The following is a 20,039-nucleotide window of genomic DNA, read 5'->3' as shown; positions in this document are numbered from 1 at the left end:
GTAAGTTGACTATGCGTGATGACGCCGATGCTCAGGCGTGGGAATACATGGGCAGACCGGCCACCGGTACCTCGGCGCGCAGGATGGAACCGGTCTGGGATTCGGTAATGAACAGGCTCTTGCCATCCGGGCCACCGAAGGCCAGGTTGGTGGTGGAGATACCCGCCGTGGAACGGATGCGCAGCAAGGGTTCGGCGAACTTGGACAAGCGCCAGATGGAACCGAAACCGGTATGTGCGATGTACAGGCAGCTCTCCGCATCCAGCGCCAAGCCGTCGGGACCGGCCATGCCGCCATGCAGGTTGGCAAACACCCCGACCTTGCCGACCACACCGTTGTGATGCAGCGGAATGCGCCAGATCTGCTGGGCCCGCGTGACCGCCACCAGCAAGTGATTGAGCGCCGGATCGTAGACGATGCCGTTGGGGCTGGGGATGGTGTTGATCAGGCAGGTCAGTTGGCCATTGGGGTCCAGCCGATAGACCCGGCCGGTGGCGTCCTGCAAGCCGGTCTGGCCCTGGTCGGTGAAATAGATCTCCCCCTTGGGGCCGAACACCAGGTCATTGACGCCCTTGAAGCCTTCCGAGCCGACCGTCTCCAGCAGCGGCGTGACCGTGCCGGTAGCGGCGTCGAGTTGCACCAGGCCGCGCTTGTAGTCGGTGATGACGATGCGACCGTTCTTGTCGATCTTCAGGCCATTGGGCCAGCCCTCGTATTCGGTGATCAGTTCCCACTGGCCGTCCATGGAAATGCGGAAGATGCGGCCATAGGGAATGTCGGTCACATACAGTCGGCCCTGGCGGTCGAAGGACGGCCCTTCGAGGAAGGAATCGATGGGCAGGCCGCCGCGATTGGCATCGCCCCAGGCATTCTTGCGGGGGGTGCGGAAATGATCCGGCAGGCGGGTGAAGACGGTGGCATCGACCACCGGCGGCGGGGCAAAGAAGCTCATGATGTTTCCTTGGAAGTGGAGCGCACACGGGCAGGATCGCCCAGCGCCAGCGTGATGACCGCACCCAGCAGCAGCGCTCCGGCCACGAACAGCAGCGGATAGGTGAAGCCCTGGGTCGCCTCACGGATGAAGCCGATCACCGAGGGACCGACGAAGCCGCCCAGGTTGCCGATGGAGACGATCAGCGCCAGTCCGCCGGCCGCGGCGCGGCCAGTCAGGAAGCCCGAGGGAATGGCCCAGAAGGTGGCCTGGAACGAGAGGATGGACGCCACCGCCACGGTGATGGCCAGCATCTTCAGCAAGGGCGTATGCAGGAACGCCGAGACCGCCAGCGAAACCGCGGCCAGTACGATGGCTCCGGCCACGAACAGCAGACGATGTTCACTGCGATTGGCCAGCCGGGCCCACCACGTCATGGCAATGGCACCGGCCACGTAAGGCAGGGCCGCCACCAGGCCGACCTGGTGCGCAGGCAGGCCGAATTCCTTGATGATCTGCGGCAGCCACAAGCCGATGCTGAGCGAACCGATGATGCCGCAGAAGTTGGCGCCGGCCAGGGCGAACACGCGCCAGTTGGTGAAGGCATCCTTCAACTTGTTGCCGTGGCGCTGGGCCAGTACGTTCTGCTCGGTGGACAATTCATTTTCCAGCCACTGCTTTTCTGCCGGGTTCAGCCAGTTGGCCTTGGCCGGACGGTCCGGCAGCAGGAACAGGCACAGCACACCCAGCAACACCGCCGGCAAGGCCTCCAGCAACAGCAGCACCTGCCAGCCCTGGAAGCCCCACATGCCATGCAGCTCCATGAGCGCGCCCGACAGGGGCGAGCCGATGATGTTGGCCACCGGAATGCCGATCAGGAAGAAGGCGGTGGCCTTGGCACGCCAGGGCCCCGGGAACCACTGCGTGAAATACAGATAGATACCCGGCGTGAACCCGGCCTCGGCCATGCCCAGCAGGAAGCGCGCCAGGGCAAAGCTCTTGGGACCGACCACGAAGGCGGTGGCCATGGAGATCAGGCCCCAGGAAATCATGATGCGCGAGATCCACATGCGCGCGCCGAAGCGATGCAGGGCCAGGTTGCTGGGAATCTCGAAGAAGAAATAACCGATGAAGAACAGACCCGCGCCCAGACCGAACTGCGAGGGCGTCAAGCCCAGTTCCTTGTTCATGGTCAGCGCGGCGAAGCCGACGTTGATGCGGTCCAGGTAACTGACCACGTAGCACAGCAGGATGAAGGGGATGAGGCGACGCATCACCTTCTTCATGGTGGCCGGTTCGCTCACGGCGGCGGTAGTGACGGGCGCGCCGGCCATGGAATTGATCGATGCCTGTGACATGGAGGCTTCCCTTAGAAGTGGTAGAGACGGGCGGGGTTGTCCACCAGCACGGTATGGATCATCTGTTGCGATCCCAGCCAGCCAATCATGACGTCCAGCAGGCGCGCATCATCGGGCTTGTGCTGTTCGGTCGGATGCGGCCAGTCGCTACCCCACACCACCTGGGTGGGCGCAGCCTCGACCAGCGCGCGGGCCAGCGGCGCCACATCTTCGTAAGCAGGGGCGCCGCGCTTGCTGTAGAGATAGGCGCCGGACAACTTGACGCTGGCGCGCTGCTCGCGCATCAAGGAGGTCACCAGGTCGAACACCGGATCACCGGCGCCCGCCTGCAAGGGGATGCGGGCAAAGTGATCGAACACCACCGGCACGGCCAGGCGCGCCAGCAGCGCAGCATTGGCCAGCAGCACGTCATTGGACATGTTCACCTGCAGATGCCAGCCCAGCGCCGCCACCCGGCGCGCCAGCGGTTCCATCATCGCCACGGTGGTCACCGAACCCAGCGCCAGGTTGAAGCGCAGACCGCGCACGCCAGCCTGATGCAGGCGCTGCAGTTCCTCATCGCTGACCTGGTCGTTGACCACCGCCACACCACGCGCAGTGGCGCCGAACTGGGCCAGGGCATCGAGGGTGCAACGGTTGTCCACGCCGTAGGCGGAAGGCGTCACCACGACGTTGCGCGTGCTGCCCAGGCGTTGCTGTATCTGGCGATACATGGCCACGGTGGCAGGCGGATGCAGCAGCTTGGCGCCGGGCGCCCAGGGGAAGCGCGCATCGTAGATGTGCATATGGCAATCGCAGGCATTGGCCGGCAGGCGAGCCACGGGAAGTTCGCCGCCGGTCGAATGCGGATAGCTCACGTCCTGTGCCAGGGCGATGGGCATATAGGTGGCCGCGCCCAGGGCGCCGGCGAAGCGGATACTGCGACCCAGGAAATGGCGCCGCGAAGGCTGGTCAGGCATGGTACTGGTCTCCATATTGTCGTTGCCGCTGACGGGCAAGGTTCTTGTTTGGAGGGCAGTCTACGCGGCGGGATATTTAATGTATATTTGCTTTTATTTTAGATTCGATAACTTTGAGGAATGAATCATGGACTTCCGCGACCTCAAGTATTTTGCCGTCATTGCCGAGGAAGGCCATGTGGGACGCGCGGCCGAACGGCTCTTCAAGACCCAGCCGGCGCTGACCAAATGCATCGATCGTCTGGAAGAACAATTGGGCGCACCACTGTTCGAGCGGGCCGGTCGGGGTATCCGTCTGACCGCCGTGGGCCAGGCGCTGCTGAACCGGGCACGCCAGATCAGCCTGATGATGGATGAGACCGCGCGCGAGATCGGCGACTATGCCCACGGCCGCGAAGGCAACATCCGCCTGGGCTGCATTCCCACCCTGGCCGAGCACATCCTGCCGGGCCTGTGCCAGGAGTTGCTGAGAGAGGCACCCAAGGTCACCATCGAACTGAAGGTCTCGATGAACGACGTGCTGCTGGCAGGATTGAAGGCCGGTGAGCTGGATATCGTACTGGGGCCGATGATCCAGGAAGATGAGGTGTTCCATACCGAAGAGATCATGCAGGACCAGATGGTGGTCATGGCCAGTCCGCACCATCCCATCTTCGAGCGCCGCATCAAGCTGCGCCATCTACTGGAGTACCAGTGGGTGCTGCCGGCGCAGTCGGTGCTGAGTCGCCAGTGGCTGGACAATGTGTTCGATCGCCATCACCTGCCCCGGCCCACGGTGCAGATCATGCCTACGGTGCTCAACATGATCATGCCCTTGATCGAGCGCAGCAATCTGCTGGGCTTTGCTTCCAAGCTGAACCTGCAGGCCGGGCGCGGCCATCTGCGCGAAGTGGTCCTGAAGGAAACCACCATGCTGCGTCGCATGGGGCTGACCTACCGCCGCGACATCTACCTGTCACCCGCGGCCCAGCGGCTGCTGACCATCATCCGACGACGGCCGCTGATGAGGAAGTAGCAGGACCGTATCACGGCATGACAAAGGCCAAGGGCGGCCTTGCGGCCGCCCTTGGCGTTCTCACGGTGATGCTGCAACGTTGCTCAGAACAACAGGATCAGCAGCAGGATGATGGGAATCGGAATACCCAAGAGCCAGAGCAGAATGGCGCCCATGTCAGTCTCCTATCAAAGTTGGTGTTCGGGTCCGTCGACGCGGGGATCGTGCACCGGGTGACGCAGCACCGGCTCGCCATAGAGTTCGTTGCGGTCACGCAGGCGGCCGCCATAGGTGGCCAGCAGGCTGGCGATGAACGCCCCGCACAGCAGCGCCAGGAACATCCACAGCGACGCATAGGCCGCGGCCTTGCGAGCAGCATCGGCGGCTTCCTTGGCCTTGGCGGCAGCGTCATCGAGATTGCGCTGGTAGGCGGCAAAGGTGTCGGCGACGCGCTTTTCGGCATCGGCTTGCGCCAGGCCGGTGTGGCGCGCCACCAGTTGTCCCAGGTAGCGCTTGTCGTTGTCGGCCAGTTGCTGCTTGGCCAGCGAATAGCCGAACACGCGCGCCACTTCCATGCGCTGGGCCGAGCTCAGTTCACGGCCATCGGCGGGCGTCGGTGCGGCCAGCGGCGCCGCAGCAGAAGCGCTAGCGGCATCGCTGCCGGCAGGCGGAGTCAGCGGCGCGGCGGGCGCCGCACCGGCGCTTGGCACAGCGGCATTGCTGCCGGTGCGGAACATCGAATCGATGAAATAGCCCGAGGCGCGATCGGCCAGGTTACCCGCCTGTGGCGCACCGTCCGGCCCCATGGCCGCGGCAGTGGCCGCAGCGCCAGTGCCCAGCGCGCCACCTGCGGCACCCAGGGTCTTGGCGCCGCCGGAGATGACGCTGCCCACGGCCGAGCCCAGCAGGGCGGCGGTAGCCAGCGAAGCCACCGCCCACGCCAGCAGGCCATGCGCGGTGTCGCGGAAATACACTTCACGGGTATGCAGACCGGCCCACTTCACGCGCAGGCGTCCGGCCAGGAAACCGCCGATGGCGGAGGCAGCGATCTGCGTGAAGAGCAGCCAGCCGGCGGTCGAGTAGCCGATGGCCTTGGCCGAGATCCCTTGGCCGGACCACGGCGAGATCGAGGAAAAGCCCAGGCCGAAGCCCAGCATCACCAGGATGAAGGAAAGTGCGGCGGCGGCAAAGGCGCCGGCCAGGATGGCGCCCCAGGAGACGCCGGAGCCGTTGGGATTGACGGCTTCGCTGCTGGCCGGTGGGAGGGAGTGAAGGGTTGAGGTGGTCATGAATCTCCTCGCGTTTCTTGATGGATTGATCCCTGCAGCGTGCACAGGGCCGGGGGCATTGCCACCAACAGACTGTAGGGGCGCGCCGGGCCAGGCGCCATCGGCGCAGTTCGGCTGCTGGCGTAGGAAAGCGCGAAAAATGCCGAGAGAAATAAAGGAAGAGGGGAAAGAGGATGCGCAAGAAAGTGCACAGCACATCCGCAGCGGCTCTTATAGAATGGCCGCCTCAGCCCTGCCTGCAGGCATGGTTGGTTTTATCTTTCACCACTCAGCGAGTGCACAGCCCACATGACCATCACCCATTTCCTGTTCGACCTCGACGGCACGCTCATGGATAGCGACGCCCTGCACCATGCCGCCTTCAACACCATCCTGGCACGCTGGGAGCGCAGCATCGACGTCGATTACTACAAGACCCACATCATGGGCGCCTCCAATGCCATGATCTTCGGCCACCTGTTCCCCGGGATGCCGGCCTCCGAATACCAGCCGCTGGCCGAAGAGAAGGAGCAACTGTTCCGCTCGCAACTGGACCAGCAGGTCGCACCCACGCCGGGCATCGAACGCCTGCTGGAACACATCGCCCGCATCGGGGGCCGTAGCGCCGTGGTGACCAATGCCCCGCGCGCCAATGCCGAGCTGATGCTCAAGGCCACGGGTCTGGCCGGGCGCTTCGATACGCTGGTGATCGGCGACGAACTGGCGCGCGCCAAGCCCGATCCCCTGCCCTACCTGACCGCGCTGCAAGTGCTGGGTGGTCAGCCGCAGCAGGCGGTGGCCTTCGAGGATTCCAGCTCGGGCGTAACAGCCGCCAGCGGCGCCCAGGTCTGGACCTTCGGCATGTTGGGTGCATTGGATGAAACGCGCCTGCGCGCCGCCGGGGCCGATGCGGTGATCCGCGACTTCAACGCCGCTGCCTTGTGGGACAAGCTGGGCGCCTGATCGCCGGCGTGGTCAAGGACGCGCTTGCTCGAAGTGATGGTCCGGCAGGAACCACAACAGGGCCAGCAAGACGTAGATGGCGGTGGCGCCCAAGGGCGTGAGCAGGGACAGTGGAATGGCCACCGCATAGAGCAGGATGGACAGCGCATTCTTGCGGCCATGGCCGATCAGCGCCGCCAGCGAAGGATGGGCCGCTTCGCTATGGCGCAACGCCAGCTTGAGCAACAGGAACGACACCGAGCACATCAGCAGCACCACGCCATAGCAGGCCACCGGCGCGCTCTGGCGATGATGATGGGCCACCCATGAGGTGACGAAGGGCAGCAGCGACAGCCAGAACAGCAGGTGCAGGTTGGCCCACAGCACGCGGCGGTCGACCTGCGTGGCCAGTTGCAGCAGGTGGTGATGGTTGACCCAGTAGATGCCGATGTAGACGAAGCTCAGCACATAGCTCAGCAGTGGCGGCATCAGCGGCGCCAGGTCCTCCAGACTGGCGCCCTGGGGTGTCTGCAGGCCCAGCACCATGATGGTGATGGCAATGGCGATGACGCCATCGCTGAAGGCTTCCAGCCGCGACTTGTTCACTTGGCCAGCGCCGAGGGAGCAGGTTGGCGCCATTCCCAAACGATCATGGCCACCAGGATCAGCACCGGCACGATCAGCCCGGCAAAGCCGATGGCGTGATAGGCAAAGGCCGCCGCAATGGCACCCACGCCGAAGGACAGCACCGGCCAGACGAACTTGACGCAACGCTCGGTGGTGCCGGCATCGGCCGCACCGCGCAGCATGTCGACCACGTCGATCACCACCTGGGTGACATTGCCGGTCATCAGCGAGGTCGGCGCCAGATGCGCCAGCAACAGGCGACTGATGGCGCTGTGTACGCCCATGGAGGCGGTGCCCAGCAGGCCCGCGGCCATCACCCAGCCCGCGGTAGGCGACTGCACCGGCGTGGCCGCGATGCCGCAGAGCATGAAACCGATCAACAGTACCAGTTGCAGCAACAGCGACCAGGCCAGCGCCCGACCATGGGCGCGCTGGATGGCGGCGATGAACACACGCGCCACCGCCACGCCCAGGATGAAGGCCGGGAAGGCCAGGAACTTGAGCAGGATCGACATCTGCGAGGTATCGGCCAGGGCCGCACCGATCAGGATGAAGTTGCCCGTTACGTGCGCCGTGAACAAGCCGAACAGGGCGATGAAGCCCAGCGTATCGACATAGGCGGCGAGGAAGGCCAGTCCTGAGGACTGCAGGCGGTTGCGTGGGGCGACATTCATGAGGGTCTCGCTTCTTTGGAGGGCGGGGAGCCAGGCCGCACACCTTAGCATCGCGCACGCTGCGCGCCCATTATCTCTGTGGATAGGGCGCAGGAAAGAGGCAAGGAGCCGTCCACTCATTGCCAATGAAACCCTCCATGCCGCCATGATGGCCAGACCGGCAGAGCGGCAGATCGGCAGATGCAACAAAGGCGTTTTTTACAAAAAACAGCACATTCGTACAATCCAAACCCGACTCGAATGCAGATGATGGCAGGCAATGTACAGCATGGCCTGATGGCGCCCCTGACCGCCCTGTATCGGCCCTGCCTGCGCAATGATTTTTGCAACCCGGCAAGACGGATGGAACCATGGAAAGTACCGTATATGTCGTCGACGACGATGGCATGGTCAGGACGGCTCTGCTCAGACTGCTGGCTTCGGCCGGTTACACTGCACGCGGCTTCGCCTCGGCCGATGAATTCCTGCAGATGCCGCTGCCCGGCACCCCCTGCTGCCTGCTGCTGGACATGAAGATGCCCGGCGCCGATGGCTTTGACGTGGTGCATCGGCTGGAGCAACGGGGCGACGCCATTCCCGTCATCTTCATCTCGGGCTACGGCACCATCCCGGTGACGGTGCAGGCCATGAAGGCTGGCGCCCATGAATTCCTGACCAAGCCCATCGAAGATGAACGCCTGCTGGGTGCGGTGGAAGAAGCGCTGACCGTGGCCGGACGGCAGTTACACAAACGGGTGGAGCACGCGGCCAACGCCTCGCGCCTGGAAAAGCTGACCCCGCGCGAACGCGAAGTCCTGGAGCTGGCCATCGGCGGCCTGCTCAACAAGCAGATCGCCACCGAACTGGGCATCAGCGAAATCACCGTCAAGGTCCACAAGCGCCGCGTGATGGACAAGATGCAGACCAAGACCCTGGCCGACCTGGTGCGGGCGGCGGAGCGTTTGCAGATTCATTCGGCCAGGCAGCGTTGAGGGAAAATCTTCGATACGCAACCTCGACGCACGACCTGTTCCCCCTAGATCAATTCAATCGCCTCAGACAACCTGGATGCGATCTGCAATAGCCCTTGGCGCTCATAGGTACGCACCAGTTGCTCAGCGCTGACTACCGGTCGCTTCAAACCTTCGCGCAGTTCCTTGACCACGGTCAGGAAGCGAACCGGCTCCAGATCGTATTGGTGCAGCAGGAAGTCATCTGGATGCAGTACTTCGATGGCGTGACGTCCTACGATAGCGCGCGGAAAATCCTTGAGATTGAAGGTGACGATGGCATCGGCGTGCCCAACGATAGCCGCGGCCAGTACATGGCGGTCATCTGGATCGGGTAGGCTCAGACTGTCGATGAGAAATTGATAGTCCTCGATCATGCAGTCTTCGATGGACGCGTTCATCAGCGCCACCGTGTTCATCAATCGTGCCGCATCAATCTCCGGCCGTTGGTGTAAGAGATTGCGGGTCCATTCATCATGGATCGCAGCACTCCAGCGAGCCTGGAAACGCCCTGCTTCGGCCAAATGCAACAACAGATCCCGCAATGGCGCGGGATAGAGAACGCAGGCATCCAATATTGCCGTATATTGAACGAAGCCCGCCATTATGGGCCGTATCCCATGTCCAGATCCTGGGCCTGCTGCAACAGTGCTTTCAGATGTGCTTTCGATTGGCTGGCACGCTGTTCCTTGTAGCACAGTACATCTGCAAAACGGATTCGACGGTGCGTCCCGACCTTGTGAAAAGGAATTTTCCCCTCTTCCAGCAGCCGCACCAGATAGGGTCGGGAGACATTGAGAAAATGCGCCGCCTGCTGGGTGGTCAGGTCCAGCTCCCGTGGCATCAGGGTCACCGCCTGGCCTTGCGCCAGCGACCCGAGCATGTTGGCAAACAAGTGCAAGACCTTGGGGGGCAACTTCAGGATCGGCGAGCCATCCTCAATCCGCGCCCCCCCCTCTTCCAGCAAGGCGATACTGACGGCGTGAGAATGATCCAGTGCTTTGGTGATACAGCGCTGAGCAGCCTTGGCCAGCTCGACCTCTTCTCGGGTCTCAAGCGACATTTCAAGTGCAATGGTGGCTGTGGACATATTTTTCTCCCTGTTTCGACAATGGCATAGGCCATTGGATTGATTGATACAGAGGAAATATACGAAATATACGAAATAAACGCAACCTTACAAAAACAAGCGACGCAAACGATCAACCCACTACACCCGCCCTCGCATCCACACCACCGGCGCCACCCCCATGACCTGCTTGAACACCCGGCTGAAATGACTCTGGTCGGAAAAGCCACATTCCAGCGCAATGGCCGTCATGCCCTTGTCGCTTTGACGCAGCAGCCGGCAAGCCAGGGCGATGCGCTGGTGCTGCAGCCAGGCGTGGGGCGGCATCCCGAAGCTGAGCTTGAAGGCGCGGGCGAAATGGGCGCGCGAGAGATTGCACTGGGCCGCCAGCTCGGCCAGGGTCAGCCGCCGGGACAGATGAGCCAGGATGTAGTCGCGCACGCGTAACTGCTGCCAGCCGGCCAGCCGCGTGCTGCTGCGCGGGGCGGCCAGGTGGCCGTAACGCTGCGCCAGGTGGGTGTGCAAGGCCAGCGTCACGGTATCGATGAAGACCGTGTCGCCATCATTGGCGGCCTCGCCCAACATCGACAACATGGCTTGCACCAGATGCCATACCACCGGATCGCGCAACGCCTGGCCCTGCTCCAAGCCACTGATGCGACGTCCGCTGTCCTGGCTCAATTGTTCGATGGCGCTGCGCGGCAGGTGCAGGCGCACGTTGTCGTAGTCCGACAGGTGCTGGCAACGCCACTGCTCGCGCAGGTCGGTGATGGCCATCTCGCCGCGCCGGTGGCCGCCGGCATGGACCAGTTGCCGGCCGCGCCAGAGCTTGTGATGGCGGAAGTCCTGCAATTGCACGATGATCGAGAAGGCGTCATCCTCGGGAATGTCGATCACCGGCGCCTGCTCTGATGCCACACCCTGCGCCGCACGCACCAGCGTGATGTCGTCCTGCAGATGAAAGCGCTTCAGGCCACGGGAGGGTAAGGGCTGGGTCACGTGAAAAATCCATGGAAATGAAGGATAAAGAAACCGCCCCGCCACCATAGCGCGGGACAGAGCGGTCCACCAGACGCAGTGTGAAGGAAAACGCAAAAAAGGCAGGGCCGTCAAGCCCTGCCTCAAGTCCTGCCTTTGGCGTCGAAACCGGCCCGCCTCAGATCGAGGTGCGGCCCGATTCGAACAGGAACCAGGCCCGCTGCTCGGCCTCATCGATCCAGTTTTCCAGCAGGCTGGCGGTGGCCACGTCGCCGTGCTCATCGCACAGCTCATGCGTGGCCAGCATGAAACCGACCAGACGCAGATTGTCCTCGCGCAGTTCGGCCAGCATGTCCGAGGGCGTAACGAAGTCGGCATCGTTGTCGGCCAGCCGTTGCAGGCGACCGATATGCCCGGTGGAACGCAGGGTGGTGTCGCCGATCTTGCGCACCCGCTCGGCCACCGCATCGGTGATGGCGATGATCTGCTGGGACTGGTCGTCCAGCAGCAGGTGGTAGTCGCGGAAATGCGGGCCCGACATGTGCCAGTGGAAGTTCTTCGTCTTCAGATACAGGGCGAAGATATCGGCCAGCAGCATGGTCAAGGCACCGCCGATCTCCTTGCTGGCCTGCGCCGACAGCACGCCGGGGGTGGCCAGTGGTGCCTTGCGGCGTTGCTCCAGTTGCTGGCGTTGGGTAGCGTCCAGGCTCATGCTGCTCACCCCTTCAGGAAGGCCAGCAGGTCGGCGTTGACCTGGTCCTTGTGGGTGGCGCACAGGGCGTGCGGGGCGCCGCTGTAGATCTTCAGTTGCGCGCCCGGCACCATCTCGGCGACCAGCTTGCCGGTGGTCTGGAAGGGGACGATCTGGTCGTCGTCACCATGGATGACCAGGGTGGGGAAGTTGAATTTCTTGATGTCTTGGCGGAAGTCGGTACCGGAGAAGGCGCTCACGCAATCCAGCGTTCCCTTCAGCGAAGCCAGCATGGCGATGTTGAAGGTCTGGGCCAGCACCGCCGGGCTGACCGCGTCAGACTTGCCGGGACGATTGGTGCCGAAGAAGACGGCGGCGAAGTCGCTGATGAACTGCGCGCGATCCTTGAGCAACCCCTCCTTGATGCCGGCGAAGACCTCGGCCGGCACGCCCTGCGGGAAGTCCGGGGCCTGGCCGAAGATCGGCGTGACCGCCCCCAGCAGCGCGGCCTTGGCCACGCGCTTGCTGCCGTGGCGACCGATGTAGCGGGCGACGTCGCCGCCGCCCATGGAAAAGCCCACCAGGGTCGCGCCTTGCAGGTCCAGCTTGTCCATCAGCTCGGCCAGGTCATCGGCGAAGGTGTCGTAGTCGTAACCGTTCCAGGGTTGGCTGGAACGACCGAAACCACGGCGATCATAAGCGATGACGCGATAGCCGCGCTCAGCCAGGAAATTCATCTGGTATTCCCACATGTCGCCGTCCAGCGGCCAGCCGTGACCGAAGACGACCGGTTGGCCGCTGCCCCAGTCCTTGTAATAGATTTCGGTGCCGTCGCGGGTGATGATGGTGCTCATGGTGTTACTCCTTGATGAGGTGTGAGGGGGACATGTCGATTGCTGCGCCCTGCGTGGAGCAGCCGCCTTGCGCATGGAAAGGCGACCGGGAGAAAACTAAGTTTTTCAGCTACTGGGACTTACAGACTGCACGGTAGAAACTTAATTCCTACTGCTGGGCTAGCGCGCGTCCCAGGCGCCATTGGCCCGGACCGCACAGCGCGATGGCAGTGAAGATCACCAGCAGCAGCCAGCCGAATTGACCTTCGGCAATGCTCCAGTCCGGGTGCACGGCCAGCATGGCCACCAGCAGCACGCCGATGATGGGCAGGCAGGCCAGGCGGGTGAACAGGCCCAGGGCGATCAGGACCGGGCACAGTGCTTCGGCCAGGATGGCCGACCAGAGTGAAACCGTCGGGCCCATGCCGAAGGGGTCTTCGATCACGCTCAGTTCATGCGCGTAATGCATGAGCTTGGGCAAGCCATGCACGTAGAACAGCATGAAGCTGCCGGCCAGGCGCAAGAACAGCAGACCCAGGTCCAGGGGCGGCAGCGGCAATGCCTGCCGGTGGGTAGGATGACGCGTTTGCATGATCAGCCCCCCATCAGAACGCGAAGCAGCTGCAACCTAACGCGCCCCAGAAACCGGCGAAGTTGGAGACCGGGACGCTGGACTTGCGCGCCACGTCATGGGCGTGCCCGTGGACGCCGCAGGAGCCCACGCAGGCATGGGGCAGCGTGGTCTTCTTCTGGCGCGCGGCATCGCTCTTGGCCACGGCCCGGTAGTGCCCCGGCACCTTGGCCACCGGCGACCACTCGGGCAGTACCGGGATCTCGCCCGGACCGTGCGCCGAGAACGGGCCGGCGCCATAGACCACCTTGCCATCGACCACCGTCATGACCGATTCGATGCTCTTGATCTCATCTTCATGCACGCTGAAGAAGTCCGCCGAGAGCACCGCCAGGTCGGCCAGCTGGCCGGTCTGGATGCGGCCCTTCTTGGCCTGCTCGCTGGAGAACCAGGCGCTGCCGGCGGTCCACAGTTCCAGTGCGGTTTCGCGCGGCAAGCGGCCCGCCGCGCCATACAACTTGGCGCCGCCCACGGTGCGGCCCGAGACCAGCCAGTACAGGGCGGTCCAGGGGTTGTAGCTGGCCACGCGGGTGGCATCGGTGCCGGCGCCGACCGGCACGCCCATTTCCAGCATCTTGGCAATCGGCGGCGTATGCTCGGCCGCCTCGGCGCCATAGCGGTCGATGAAGTATTCCCCCTGGAAGGCCATGCGATGCTGGATGGCAATGCCGCCACCCAAAGCACGGACGCGCTCGATGTTGCGCTCGGTGATGGTCTCGGCGTGGTCGAACATCCAGTGCAGACCATCGAAGGGGATGTCGCGATTGACCTTTTCGAACACGTCCAACATGCGCGAGATCGATTCGTCATAGGTGGCGTGCAGGCGGAACGGCCAGCGATTGGAAACCAGGTGACGCACCACGCGTTCCAGTTCCTGTTCCATGCCCTCGGCCAGATCTGGACGCGGCTCCAGGAAGTCCTCGAAGTCGGCCGCCGAAAACACCAGCATTTCACCGGCGCCGTTATGACGCAGGAAGTCGTCGCCGTCACCCGGCTTGACCATGCCGGTCCACTTCTGGAAGTCAGCCAGTTCGCCGCCCTTGCTCTGGGTGAACAGGTTGTAGGCAATGCGAATGGTCAACTGACCATCGGCAGCCAGCTGGTTGATGATCTGGTAGTCATCGGGATAGTTCTGGAAGCCGCCACCGGCATCGATGGCACTGGTCACGCCCAGGCGGTTCAGTTCGCGCATGAACTGGCGGGTCGAGTTGACCTGATATTCCTGTGGCAGGGTCGGGCCCTTGGCCAGGGTGGCGTACAGGATCATGGCATTGGGACGGGCGATCAACATGCCGGTCGGATGGCCCGAGGCGTCGCGCACGATCTCGCCGCCCGGTGGGTTGGGCGTGTCCTTGGTATAGCCCACGGCCTTGAGCGCGGCACGATTGAGCAAGGCGCGGTCATACAGGTGCAGCACGAAGACCGGGGTATCGGGGGCGGCGGCGTTCAATTCGTCCAGCGTGGGCATCCGTTTTTCGGCGAACTGGAATTCGGTCCAGCCACCGACCACGCGCACCCATTGCGGATGCGGAGTACGCGCGGCTTGGTCCTTCAACATGCGCAGGGCATCGGCCAGTGAGGGCACGCCTTCCCAGCGCAGTTCCAGGTTGTAGTTCAAGCCACCGCGGATGAGGTGCAGGTGGGAGTCGTTCAGGCCAGGGATGACGGTGCGGCCACCCAGGTCGATCACCTTGGTATGGGCTTGCTTGCTGCGCATCACATCGGCGGCGCTGCCGACATCGAGGAATTTGCCGCCACCGATGGCAACGGCCTCGGCGATGGGATTCTGCTGGTCGACGTGTGGATCTTGCCGTTCAACAGGATCAGGTCAGGGGTAGGACTGGCTGCGGTGGTCATGGAGGCTCCGGGCATGGAATAGGGCGATTACGGCGATGAAGAGGGGCGTATTGCGTACATGGTGAGCCACTGTGTTGGCAGCAACGCCCATCCCATACGCTTTTATTGGTGCTGGCAGTGTGCAAAAACGCCGTGCCAGCGTCTAGCTATACGAACAGATAATGGCAGCGCCCGTCCCGCTTGCCTATGATCGCCTCCGGCAGCCTGACTCCCGCTGCCCGCTGGCTGGCGTGGTCTCCCCGGCGCCAGACCAGCACTCTCCTCCACATACACACACTACCCACCTACGGAACGATCATGACCACCAATACCAAGCTCGACGTGCTGACCCCGACCAACTGCCAGTTCATCATCATCGACCACCAGCCGCAAATGGCCTTCGGCGTGCAATCGATGGACCGCCAGGTGTTGAAGAACAATGTCGTCGCCCTGGCCAAGTCGGCCAAGGTGTTCAACATCCCCACCATCATCACCACCGTGGAAACCCAGGGTTTCTCCGGCTATACCTACCCGGAACTGCTGTCGGTGTTCCCCGAGCACGACATCCTGGAACGCACCTCGATGAACTCCTGGGATGACCAGAAGGTGCGCGACGCCCTCAAGGCCAACGGCAAGAAGAAAGTGGTGGTGGCGGGCCTGTGGACCGAAGTCTGCAACAACAGCTTCGCCCTGTGCGCCATGGCCGAAGGCGACTACGAAATCTACATGGTGGCCGATGCCTCCGGCGGCACCTCCAAGGAAGCCCACGACTACGCCATGCAACGCATGATCCAGGCCGGCGTGATCCCCGTGACCTGGCAGCAGGTGATGCTGGAATGGCAGCGTGACTGGGCCCGCAAGGAAACCTACAACGCCGTCATGGACATCGTGCGCGAACACTCCGGCGCCTACGGCATGGGCGTGGACTACGCCTACACCATGGTGCACAAGGCCGAACAACGCCCGCACGGCAACCAGAAGACCCTGGCTCCGATCGCGGCCAAGTAAGTCCGCCTTGCACGCCGCCGCCCTGCCCGCTCTCCGTGTACAGCGCAGGCGCGGCGGCGCGCCATCTTCATGAGGAGCCGGGCCATGTCCGCTTATCTGATTTCCCTGGGCGCCGGCATGTTGATCGGCGTCGTCTATGCGCTCTTCAAGGTGCGCTCACCGGCGCCCCCGGGCATCGCCTTGATCGGCCTGTTGGGCATGGTGCTGGGCCAACGCCTGCTGCACTGGCTCGGTACCTGAATAGCTGAGGTGAGAGTACGCATGAAACCTTATCTGATTTCCCTGTTGATGGGCGTCCTGGCTGGCCTGATCTACGCTGCCCTGCAGGTGCAGTCGCCAGCACCACCGATCATCGCGCTACTGGGCTTGCTGGGCATGTTGATCGGTGAGCAGGTGGTTCCCATCGTGCGCCGCAAGCTGGCCGGCGAACCCTTGACGGCCTCGTGGTTCCACCGGGAATGCATTCCCAAGATCACCGGCACGCCCCCACCCGAACAGAAGTAAGCCAACGCATCATGATGAGCGAAGGGGACGACTTCTCGCCATCGCATCCTCCCATCGCGGTGATCGATGACGATCTGGGGGTGCGGGCTGCCTTGTGCAACCTGCTCGATTCGGCGGGATACCGCAGTTGCAGCTTCGACTGCGGCGAAGATTTCCTGGTCAGCCCCTGCCTGGAGCAGGCTTGCTGCGCCATCGTCGACCTCGGCCTGGCGCGCATGAGCGGCTTCGAGCTGGCCGAGCAACTGGCGCAGCTGCGGCCGACGCTGCCGCTGCTGTTGATCTCGGCGCAGGTCACGCCAGCGCAGCGCCAGCGCGCCCTGGCGCTGGGCTTTCCACTGCTGACCAAGCCGGTCGATGCCGACACCCTGCTGGTGTTGCTCACCGCCACCCTGCTCTACGGCCGTACCTGAAAACGGCGGATCGGGCACAATGCGGCTTTAGCCCGCTTGCCCACCTTTGCCCCCTTGCCCGCCAGGAGACCGCCTTGCCGTCCGCCCCGCCTGTTCCCGACGACAACGATGCCCTGCTGCACACGCTGCGCGAACTGTGCGCCTTGCTCGATCCGGCCCAGTTGAAGCCGGCCATCACCCGCGCCGTGTGCTGCCTGGCCGGTGCGCGGCGTTGCCTGCTGGTGCAGCAAGCTGCCGGCTTGCCGCTCATCGAGACCGAGGCGCGCCAGGATGGCCTGCACGTCTGCCATCCCCAGGAGCACCGCATCGCCACTTCACGCGAACTGCAAGCAGCGCAACTGGTACTGCCACTGCATCACGACGGTCAGACACGCGGCGCACTCTACCTGCATTACGACGCCCAACCCACGCCGGCCCTGGCGCGCTGCGCCCACCATATCGCCGCCCACGCGGCGGTGGCGCTGGCCAATGCCGAGCGCCACGCACGGGCCTTGCGGGAAAAGGAACAATTGCTGTGCGCCGAGCGCGAACTGCGCACCAGCCAGGAATTGCTCAAGCAAGGCGAACGCTTCAATCACGCCGGCAGTATGCGTTACCTGGTGCGCGAAGACCTGATGTTCTGTTCCGACGAACTGTGCCGCATCTATGGCCTGGCGGCCGGGCGCAATTGCATCACCTACGAAGAATTCGCGTCCATCCTGCACCCGGATGATCGTCAGGAAGTGCTCGATACCATCAATGCCGCCGTGGCCATGGGGGGCACCATCCGCGTGGAGCATCGCATCTGTCGCCAGGATACCGGCGAGATACGCTATCTGTCGGGCATCGGCAAACCGGTCTGGGTCGATGGCACTTTCACCGAATACATGGGCACGGCCACCGACATCACCGTGCGACGCCAGGCTGAATACGCCATCCGCGCCGCCCAGGTGGACGTGGAACGGGTCGCCCGCGCCAACACCGTGGGCCAGTTGACGGCTTCCATCGCCCATGAAATCAACCAGCCCCTGATGTCCATCGTCTCCAATGCCGGCGCCAGCCTGCGCTGGCTGAATCGGCCGGTGCCCGAGCTGGAGCACGCCCGCGCCGGGCTGCGCGACATCATCAGCGAAGGCCAGCGTGCCGGCGGCATCATCAGTGGCTTGCAAGACCTGACCCGCAAGCGCGCCCCGGAATTCGAACGGGTCAATCTTCATGCGCTGATCCGCCACAGCCTGACGCTCTCGCGCAGCCAACTGGAGCAGCGTGAGGTATCGCTGACGCTGTCACTGATGCCGGCCGATGTCTTCGTGTTGGGTGATCCGGTGCAGTTGCAGCAGGTCATGCTGAACCTGGTGATCAATGCCATCGATGCCATGGCCAGCGTGGCCCCGAACGCCCGCCTGCTGGGCATCAGCGCCAGTTGCTGCAACGAGCAGCGGGTCGAGGTCAGGGTGCAGGACAGTGGCGTAGGCATTGCCGCCGAGGCCATGCCGCGGGTCTTCGATGCCTTCTACACCACCAAGGAAAATGGCATGGGCATGGGGCTGGCGATCTGCCGTTCCATCATCGAGGCGCATCGCGGACGCCTGCGGGTGATGGCCGCCGCGCCCCAGGGAACACTGTTCTTCTTCGATCTGCCGCGCATCCCTTGATGGTGCCGGTCAGCGCAATTTGCGCCGCCAGGCCCCGGGCGTAGAGCCCACCACCTGCGAGAACACGCGGCTGAAATGGCTCTGGTCATAGAAGTCGCACGCCAGCGCAATCTCGGCCAGCGAAAGCTGGGTATGGCGCAGGTATTCACGCGCCATTTCCACCCGCTGCACCAGCAGCCACTGGTGCGGCGTATAGCCGGTGCTGGCCTTGAAGGCGCGCAGGAAGTAACTGGCTGACATATTGCACTCGCGCGCGATGTCGGGAATGCAGAGATTGCCCTTGACCTTCTGCAACAGCATTTCCTTGGCGCGCTCTTCATGCAGGCGCGACAGCCGCACCGCACGCGTGGTGGGCAGCGTCACGCCGCCATAGCGTTGCAACAGGTGGGTGCCCATGGCCAGGCCCAACTGGTCGATGAACAATTGATTGTCCGGATCGGGCCAGGCCAGTGCCGGTGCCAGCGCCCAGGCCAGATGCGCCAGCACCGGGTCGGCCTGGCCGGTGACGGTGGACAGGCCGCTCACGCGGCGACCGCGCAGCTCATCACTGGCCGCGGCAAACCATGACAAGGGCAACTCCACCAGCAGGAAGTCGAAAGGCGTCTGCAGGTCGGCGCGGTAGTCTTCGGAAAAATCGCGGGTATAGACCGCGCCGGGTGCGAAGTCGAACTGGGTGCGCTGGCGACCACGGAAGATGCTGCGCTGATGCCGCGGCGCCAATGAGATCCCCACCAGGAAACCGCGGTCGGAGGCCGGCGTATAGACCTGCGAAACCTCCTGGCCTTCGACCCGCTTGCGATAGAAACTGAACTCGCTACCCTGCAGTTCCTGGCTTTGCTTCAAGTGCGTGGCCGAGCAACCCAGCGAATCGCTGCGCACGGCATGGGGAGAGACAGTAGCGAGTGCGGACATGGACGGCTTCTTGGAATGCGATGTGAGGCGTCTGCACGCCGATGCTGCGGATTCTACACAGAGCCGGCATTTCGTGTGCGAGGATGCGCGAGTATTGCTTCCTTGCTCACGCTTGTTCACTGTTGCTTGAGCGCAGCCTGTTCCTGCATGGCTTGCCCCAGCGCCGTGTGACCCGCCGCCTTGAGTGCATTGGCCGCGCCTTCGATGTCGCGCACTTCCTTGTTCTGGCTGAGCTTGCGCTTGCCTTCCAGGCGCGTGATTTCGATTTCGATGCCGACGATGGCTTGCAGCAGGGCATCGGTGAAATCGGCTGGCGCATCCGACATCTTCCAGGGCTGTGGCTGGCTCGCCTCGTGGGTGCGCGTGAGCCGCGCCACCACGCCGCGCACATAGCGCTCATCATCGCGGATGGTGACCCGGCCATGGGCATGGGCCACGCTGTAGTTCCAGGTCGGTACCTGGCGATGCGCCTCATGCTTGCTGGGGTACCAACTGGGCGAGATGTAGGCATCGCCCGCCGAGAACACCACCAGCACCGCATCGCCATCGGCCAGCTCGCGCCACAGCGGATTGGCCCGTGCCACGTGCAGATGCAGCGTGCCCAGCGAACCCTGCGCGGGATCGAGATGGCATGGCAGGTGATTGGCATCGAGCCCGCTGGCGGTGTGGGAGACCAGCACGCCCAGCGGATGGGCTGCGATCAACTGGTGCAGGCTGGCCGTGTCGTTGTCGGCGAAGTGGGCGGGGATGTACATGGTGTGAGTGTGCGCGTTGGGATGGGAGGCAATGGG

General features: G+C 63.6%; 22 protein-coding genes and 1 pseudogene. 8 read left to right on the top strand and 15 right to left on the bottom strand.

The window, feature by feature from the left end:
* Positions 1–31: 31 nt before the first annotated feature.
* From I5W_RS27640 to I5W_RS27630, 3 genes are read right to left on the bottom strand one after another with little or no spacing between them, the layout of a single operon-like run.
* Positions 32–952 carry an SMP-30/gluconolactonase/LRE family protein gene (locus I5W_RS27640; RefSeq protein WP_044531666.1) on the bottom strand — a complete coding sequence of 307 codons (921 nt, stop codon included), beginning with the start codon at positions 950–952 and terminating at the stop codon, positions 32–34.
* Positions 949–2,289 (bottom strand): MFS transporter, encoded by a 1,341-nt coding sequence (locus I5W_RS27635; RefSeq protein ID WP_044531665.1) that lies wholly within the window; start codon positions 2,287–2,289, stop codon positions 949–951. Before I5W_RS27635 ends, I5W_RS27640 begins: the two co-directional genes overlap by 4 nt.
* An 11-nt stretch (positions 2,290–2,300) precedes the next feature.
* The gene (locus tag I5W_RS27630; protein WP_044531664.1) at positions 2,301–3,248 is read right to left on the bottom strand and encodes an amidohydrolase family protein; all 948 of its coding nucleotides are present in this window, start codon (positions 3,246–3,248) and stop codon (positions 2,301–2,303) included.
* Between the two features lie 127 nt (positions 3,249–3,375).
* Between I5W_RS27630 and I5W_RS27625 the strand changes: the two genes are divergently transcribed.
* The gene (locus tag I5W_RS27625) at positions 3,376–4,263 is read left to right on the top strand and encodes a LysR family transcriptional regulator (RefSeq protein ID WP_017449947.1); all 888 of its coding nucleotides are present in this window, start codon (positions 3,376–3,378) and stop codon (positions 4,261–4,263) included.
* A gap of 167 nt (positions 4,264–4,430) precedes the next feature.
* Here I5W_RS27625 and I5W_RS27620 read toward each other — a convergent pair whose 3' ends face one another.
* Positions 4,431–5,531: a hypothetical protein gene (locus I5W_RS27620; RefSeq protein ID WP_044531663.1), complete on the bottom strand. Its 1,101-nt coding sequence runs from the start codon at positions 5,529–5,531 to the stop codon at positions 4,431–4,433.
* Between the two features lie 288 nt (positions 5,532–5,819).
* Here I5W_RS27620 and I5W_RS27615 point away from each other — a divergent pair, with 288 nt between their 5' ends.
* Entirely contained in the window at positions 5,820–6,473 is a 654-nt protein-coding gene (locus I5W_RS27615) for an HAD family hydrolase (RefSeq protein ID WP_044531662.1), read from the top strand.
* A gap of 12 nt (positions 6,474–6,485) precedes the next feature.
* Here I5W_RS27615 and I5W_RS27610 read toward each other — a convergent pair whose 3' ends face one another.
* Both I5W_RS27610 and I5W_RS27605 read right to left on the bottom strand, forming a co-directional pair.
* Positions 6,486–7,058 carry a TMEM175 family protein gene (locus I5W_RS27610; protein WP_252717254.1) on the bottom strand — a complete coding sequence of 191 codons (573 nt, stop codon included), beginning with the start codon at positions 7,056–7,058 and terminating at the stop codon, positions 6,486–6,488.
* Positions 7,055–7,753: a YoaK family protein gene (locus I5W_RS27605; protein ID WP_044531660.1), complete on the bottom strand. Its 699-nt coding sequence runs from the start codon at positions 7,751–7,753 to the stop codon at positions 7,055–7,057. Before I5W_RS27605 ends, I5W_RS27610 begins: the two co-directional genes overlap by 4 nt.
* 350 nt (positions 7,754–8,103) lie before the next feature.
* Here I5W_RS27605 and I5W_RS27600 point away from each other — a divergent pair, with 350 nt between their 5' ends.
* Entirely contained in the window at positions 8,104–8,724 is a 621-nt protein-coding gene (locus I5W_RS27600; protein WP_044531659.1) for a response regulator transcription factor, read from the top strand.
* 44 nt (positions 8,725–8,768) lie between these two features.
* Here the strand turns inward: I5W_RS27600 and I5W_RS27595 are convergent, their stop codons facing one another.
* The 7 genes and pseudogenes from I5W_RS27595 to I5W_RS27565 all read right to left on the bottom strand — a co-directional run bounded on the left by I5W_RS27595 (position 8,769) and on the right by I5W_RS27565 (position 14,801).
* On the bottom strand, positions 8,769–9,347 hold the full coding sequence (locus I5W_RS27595; RefSeq protein ID WP_044531658.1) for a PIN domain-containing protein: 579 nt from the start codon (positions 9,345–9,347) through the stop codon (positions 8,769–8,771).
* Complete coding sequence (locus tag I5W_RS27590; RefSeq protein ID WP_044531657.1) at positions 9,347–9,832, bottom strand: helix-turn-helix domain-containing protein; 486 nt, start codon at positions 9,830–9,832, stop codon at positions 9,347–9,349. The genes I5W_RS27595 and I5W_RS27590 overlap by 1 nt, the downstream gene beginning before the upstream one ends.
* A 120-nt stretch (positions 9,833–9,952) precedes the next feature.
* A complete protein-coding gene (locus tag I5W_RS27585; RefSeq protein ID WP_252717253.1) occupies positions 9,953–10,810 on the bottom strand; it encodes an AraC family transcriptional regulator in 858 nt (285 codons plus the stop codon).
* 157 nt (positions 10,811–10,967) lie between these two features.
* A complete protein-coding gene (locus I5W_RS27580) occupies positions 10,968–11,501 on the bottom strand; it encodes a Dps family protein (protein WP_017449956.1) in 534 nt (177 codons plus the stop codon).
* A 5-nt stretch (positions 11,502–11,506) separates the two neighbouring features.
* Positions 11,507–12,334 carry an alpha/beta fold hydrolase gene (locus I5W_RS27575; protein WP_044531656.1) on the bottom strand — a complete coding sequence of 276 codons (828 nt, stop codon included), beginning with the start codon at positions 12,332–12,334 and terminating at the stop codon, positions 11,507–11,509.
* Between the two features lie 148 nt (positions 12,335–12,482).
* On the bottom strand, positions 12,483–12,905 hold the full coding sequence (locus I5W_RS27570) for a DoxX family protein (protein WP_044531655.1): 423 nt from the start codon (positions 12,903–12,905) through the stop codon (positions 12,483–12,485).
* A gap of 13 nt (positions 12,906–12,918) precedes the next feature.
* A pseudogene (locus I5W_RS27565) lies at positions 12,919–14,801 on the bottom strand (amidohydrolase).
* A gap of 297 nt (positions 14,802–15,098) precedes the next feature.
* Between I5W_RS27565 and I5W_RS27560 the strand changes: the two are divergent.
* The 5 genes from I5W_RS27560 to I5W_RS27545 all read left to right on the top strand — a co-directional run bounded on the left by I5W_RS27560 (position 15,099) and on the right by I5W_RS27545 (position 18,336).
* Positions 15,099–15,788 carry a hydrolase gene (locus I5W_RS27560; protein ID WP_044531654.1) on the top strand — a complete coding sequence of 230 codons (690 nt, stop codon included), beginning with the start codon at positions 15,099–15,101 and terminating at the stop codon, positions 15,786–15,788.
* A gap of 84 nt (positions 15,789–15,872) precedes the next feature.
* Positions 15,873–16,028 carry a DUF1427 family protein gene (locus tag I5W_RS30670; RefSeq protein ID WP_083893644.1) on the top strand — a complete coding sequence of 52 codons (156 nt, stop codon included), beginning with the start codon at positions 15,873–15,875 and terminating at the stop codon, positions 16,026–16,028.
* Positions 16,029–16,049: 21 nt separating this feature from the next.
* Positions 16,050–16,292: a DUF1427 family protein gene (locus tag I5W_RS27555; protein WP_017449962.1), complete on the top strand. Its 243-nt coding sequence runs from the start codon at positions 16,050–16,052 to the stop codon at positions 16,290–16,292.
* Between the two features lie 11 nt (positions 16,293–16,303).
* Entirely contained in the window at positions 16,304–16,702 is a 399-nt protein-coding gene (locus I5W_RS27550) for a response regulator transcription factor (RefSeq protein ID WP_044531653.1), read from the top strand.
* 74 nt (positions 16,703–16,776) lie between these two features.
* Positions 16,777–18,336 (top strand): ATP-binding protein, encoded by a 1,560-nt coding sequence (locus I5W_RS27545; RefSeq protein WP_044531652.1) that lies wholly within the window; start codon positions 16,777–16,779, stop codon positions 18,334–18,336.
* 9 nt (positions 18,337–18,345) lie between these two features.
* On the opposite strand, the gene I5W_RS27540 is transcribed toward I5W_RS27545, so the two are convergent.
* On the bottom strand, positions 18,346–19,248 hold the full coding sequence (locus tag I5W_RS27540; protein ID WP_017449965.1) for a helix-turn-helix transcriptional regulator: 903 nt from the start codon (positions 19,246–19,248) through the stop codon (positions 18,346–18,348).
* A 116-nt stretch (positions 19,249–19,364) separates the two neighbouring features.
* Complete coding sequence (locus I5W_RS27535) at positions 19,365–20,003, bottom strand: FMN-binding negative transcriptional regulator (RefSeq protein WP_044531651.1); 639 nt, start codon at positions 20,001–20,003, stop codon at positions 19,365–19,367.
* Positions 20,004–20,039: the final 36 nt, after the last annotated feature.

Origin of the sequence: Herbaspirillum sp. B65 (assembly GCF_000333555.1) — a bacterium.
Taxonomy (GTDB): domain Bacteria; phylum Pseudomonadota; class Gammaproteobacteria; order Burkholderiales; family Burkholderiaceae_D; genus Herbaspirillum; species Herbaspirillum rubrisubalbicans.
The sequence above is the reverse complement of the archived record's forward strand: the minus strand, read 5'-3'. Positions and strand labels throughout refer to the sequence as shown.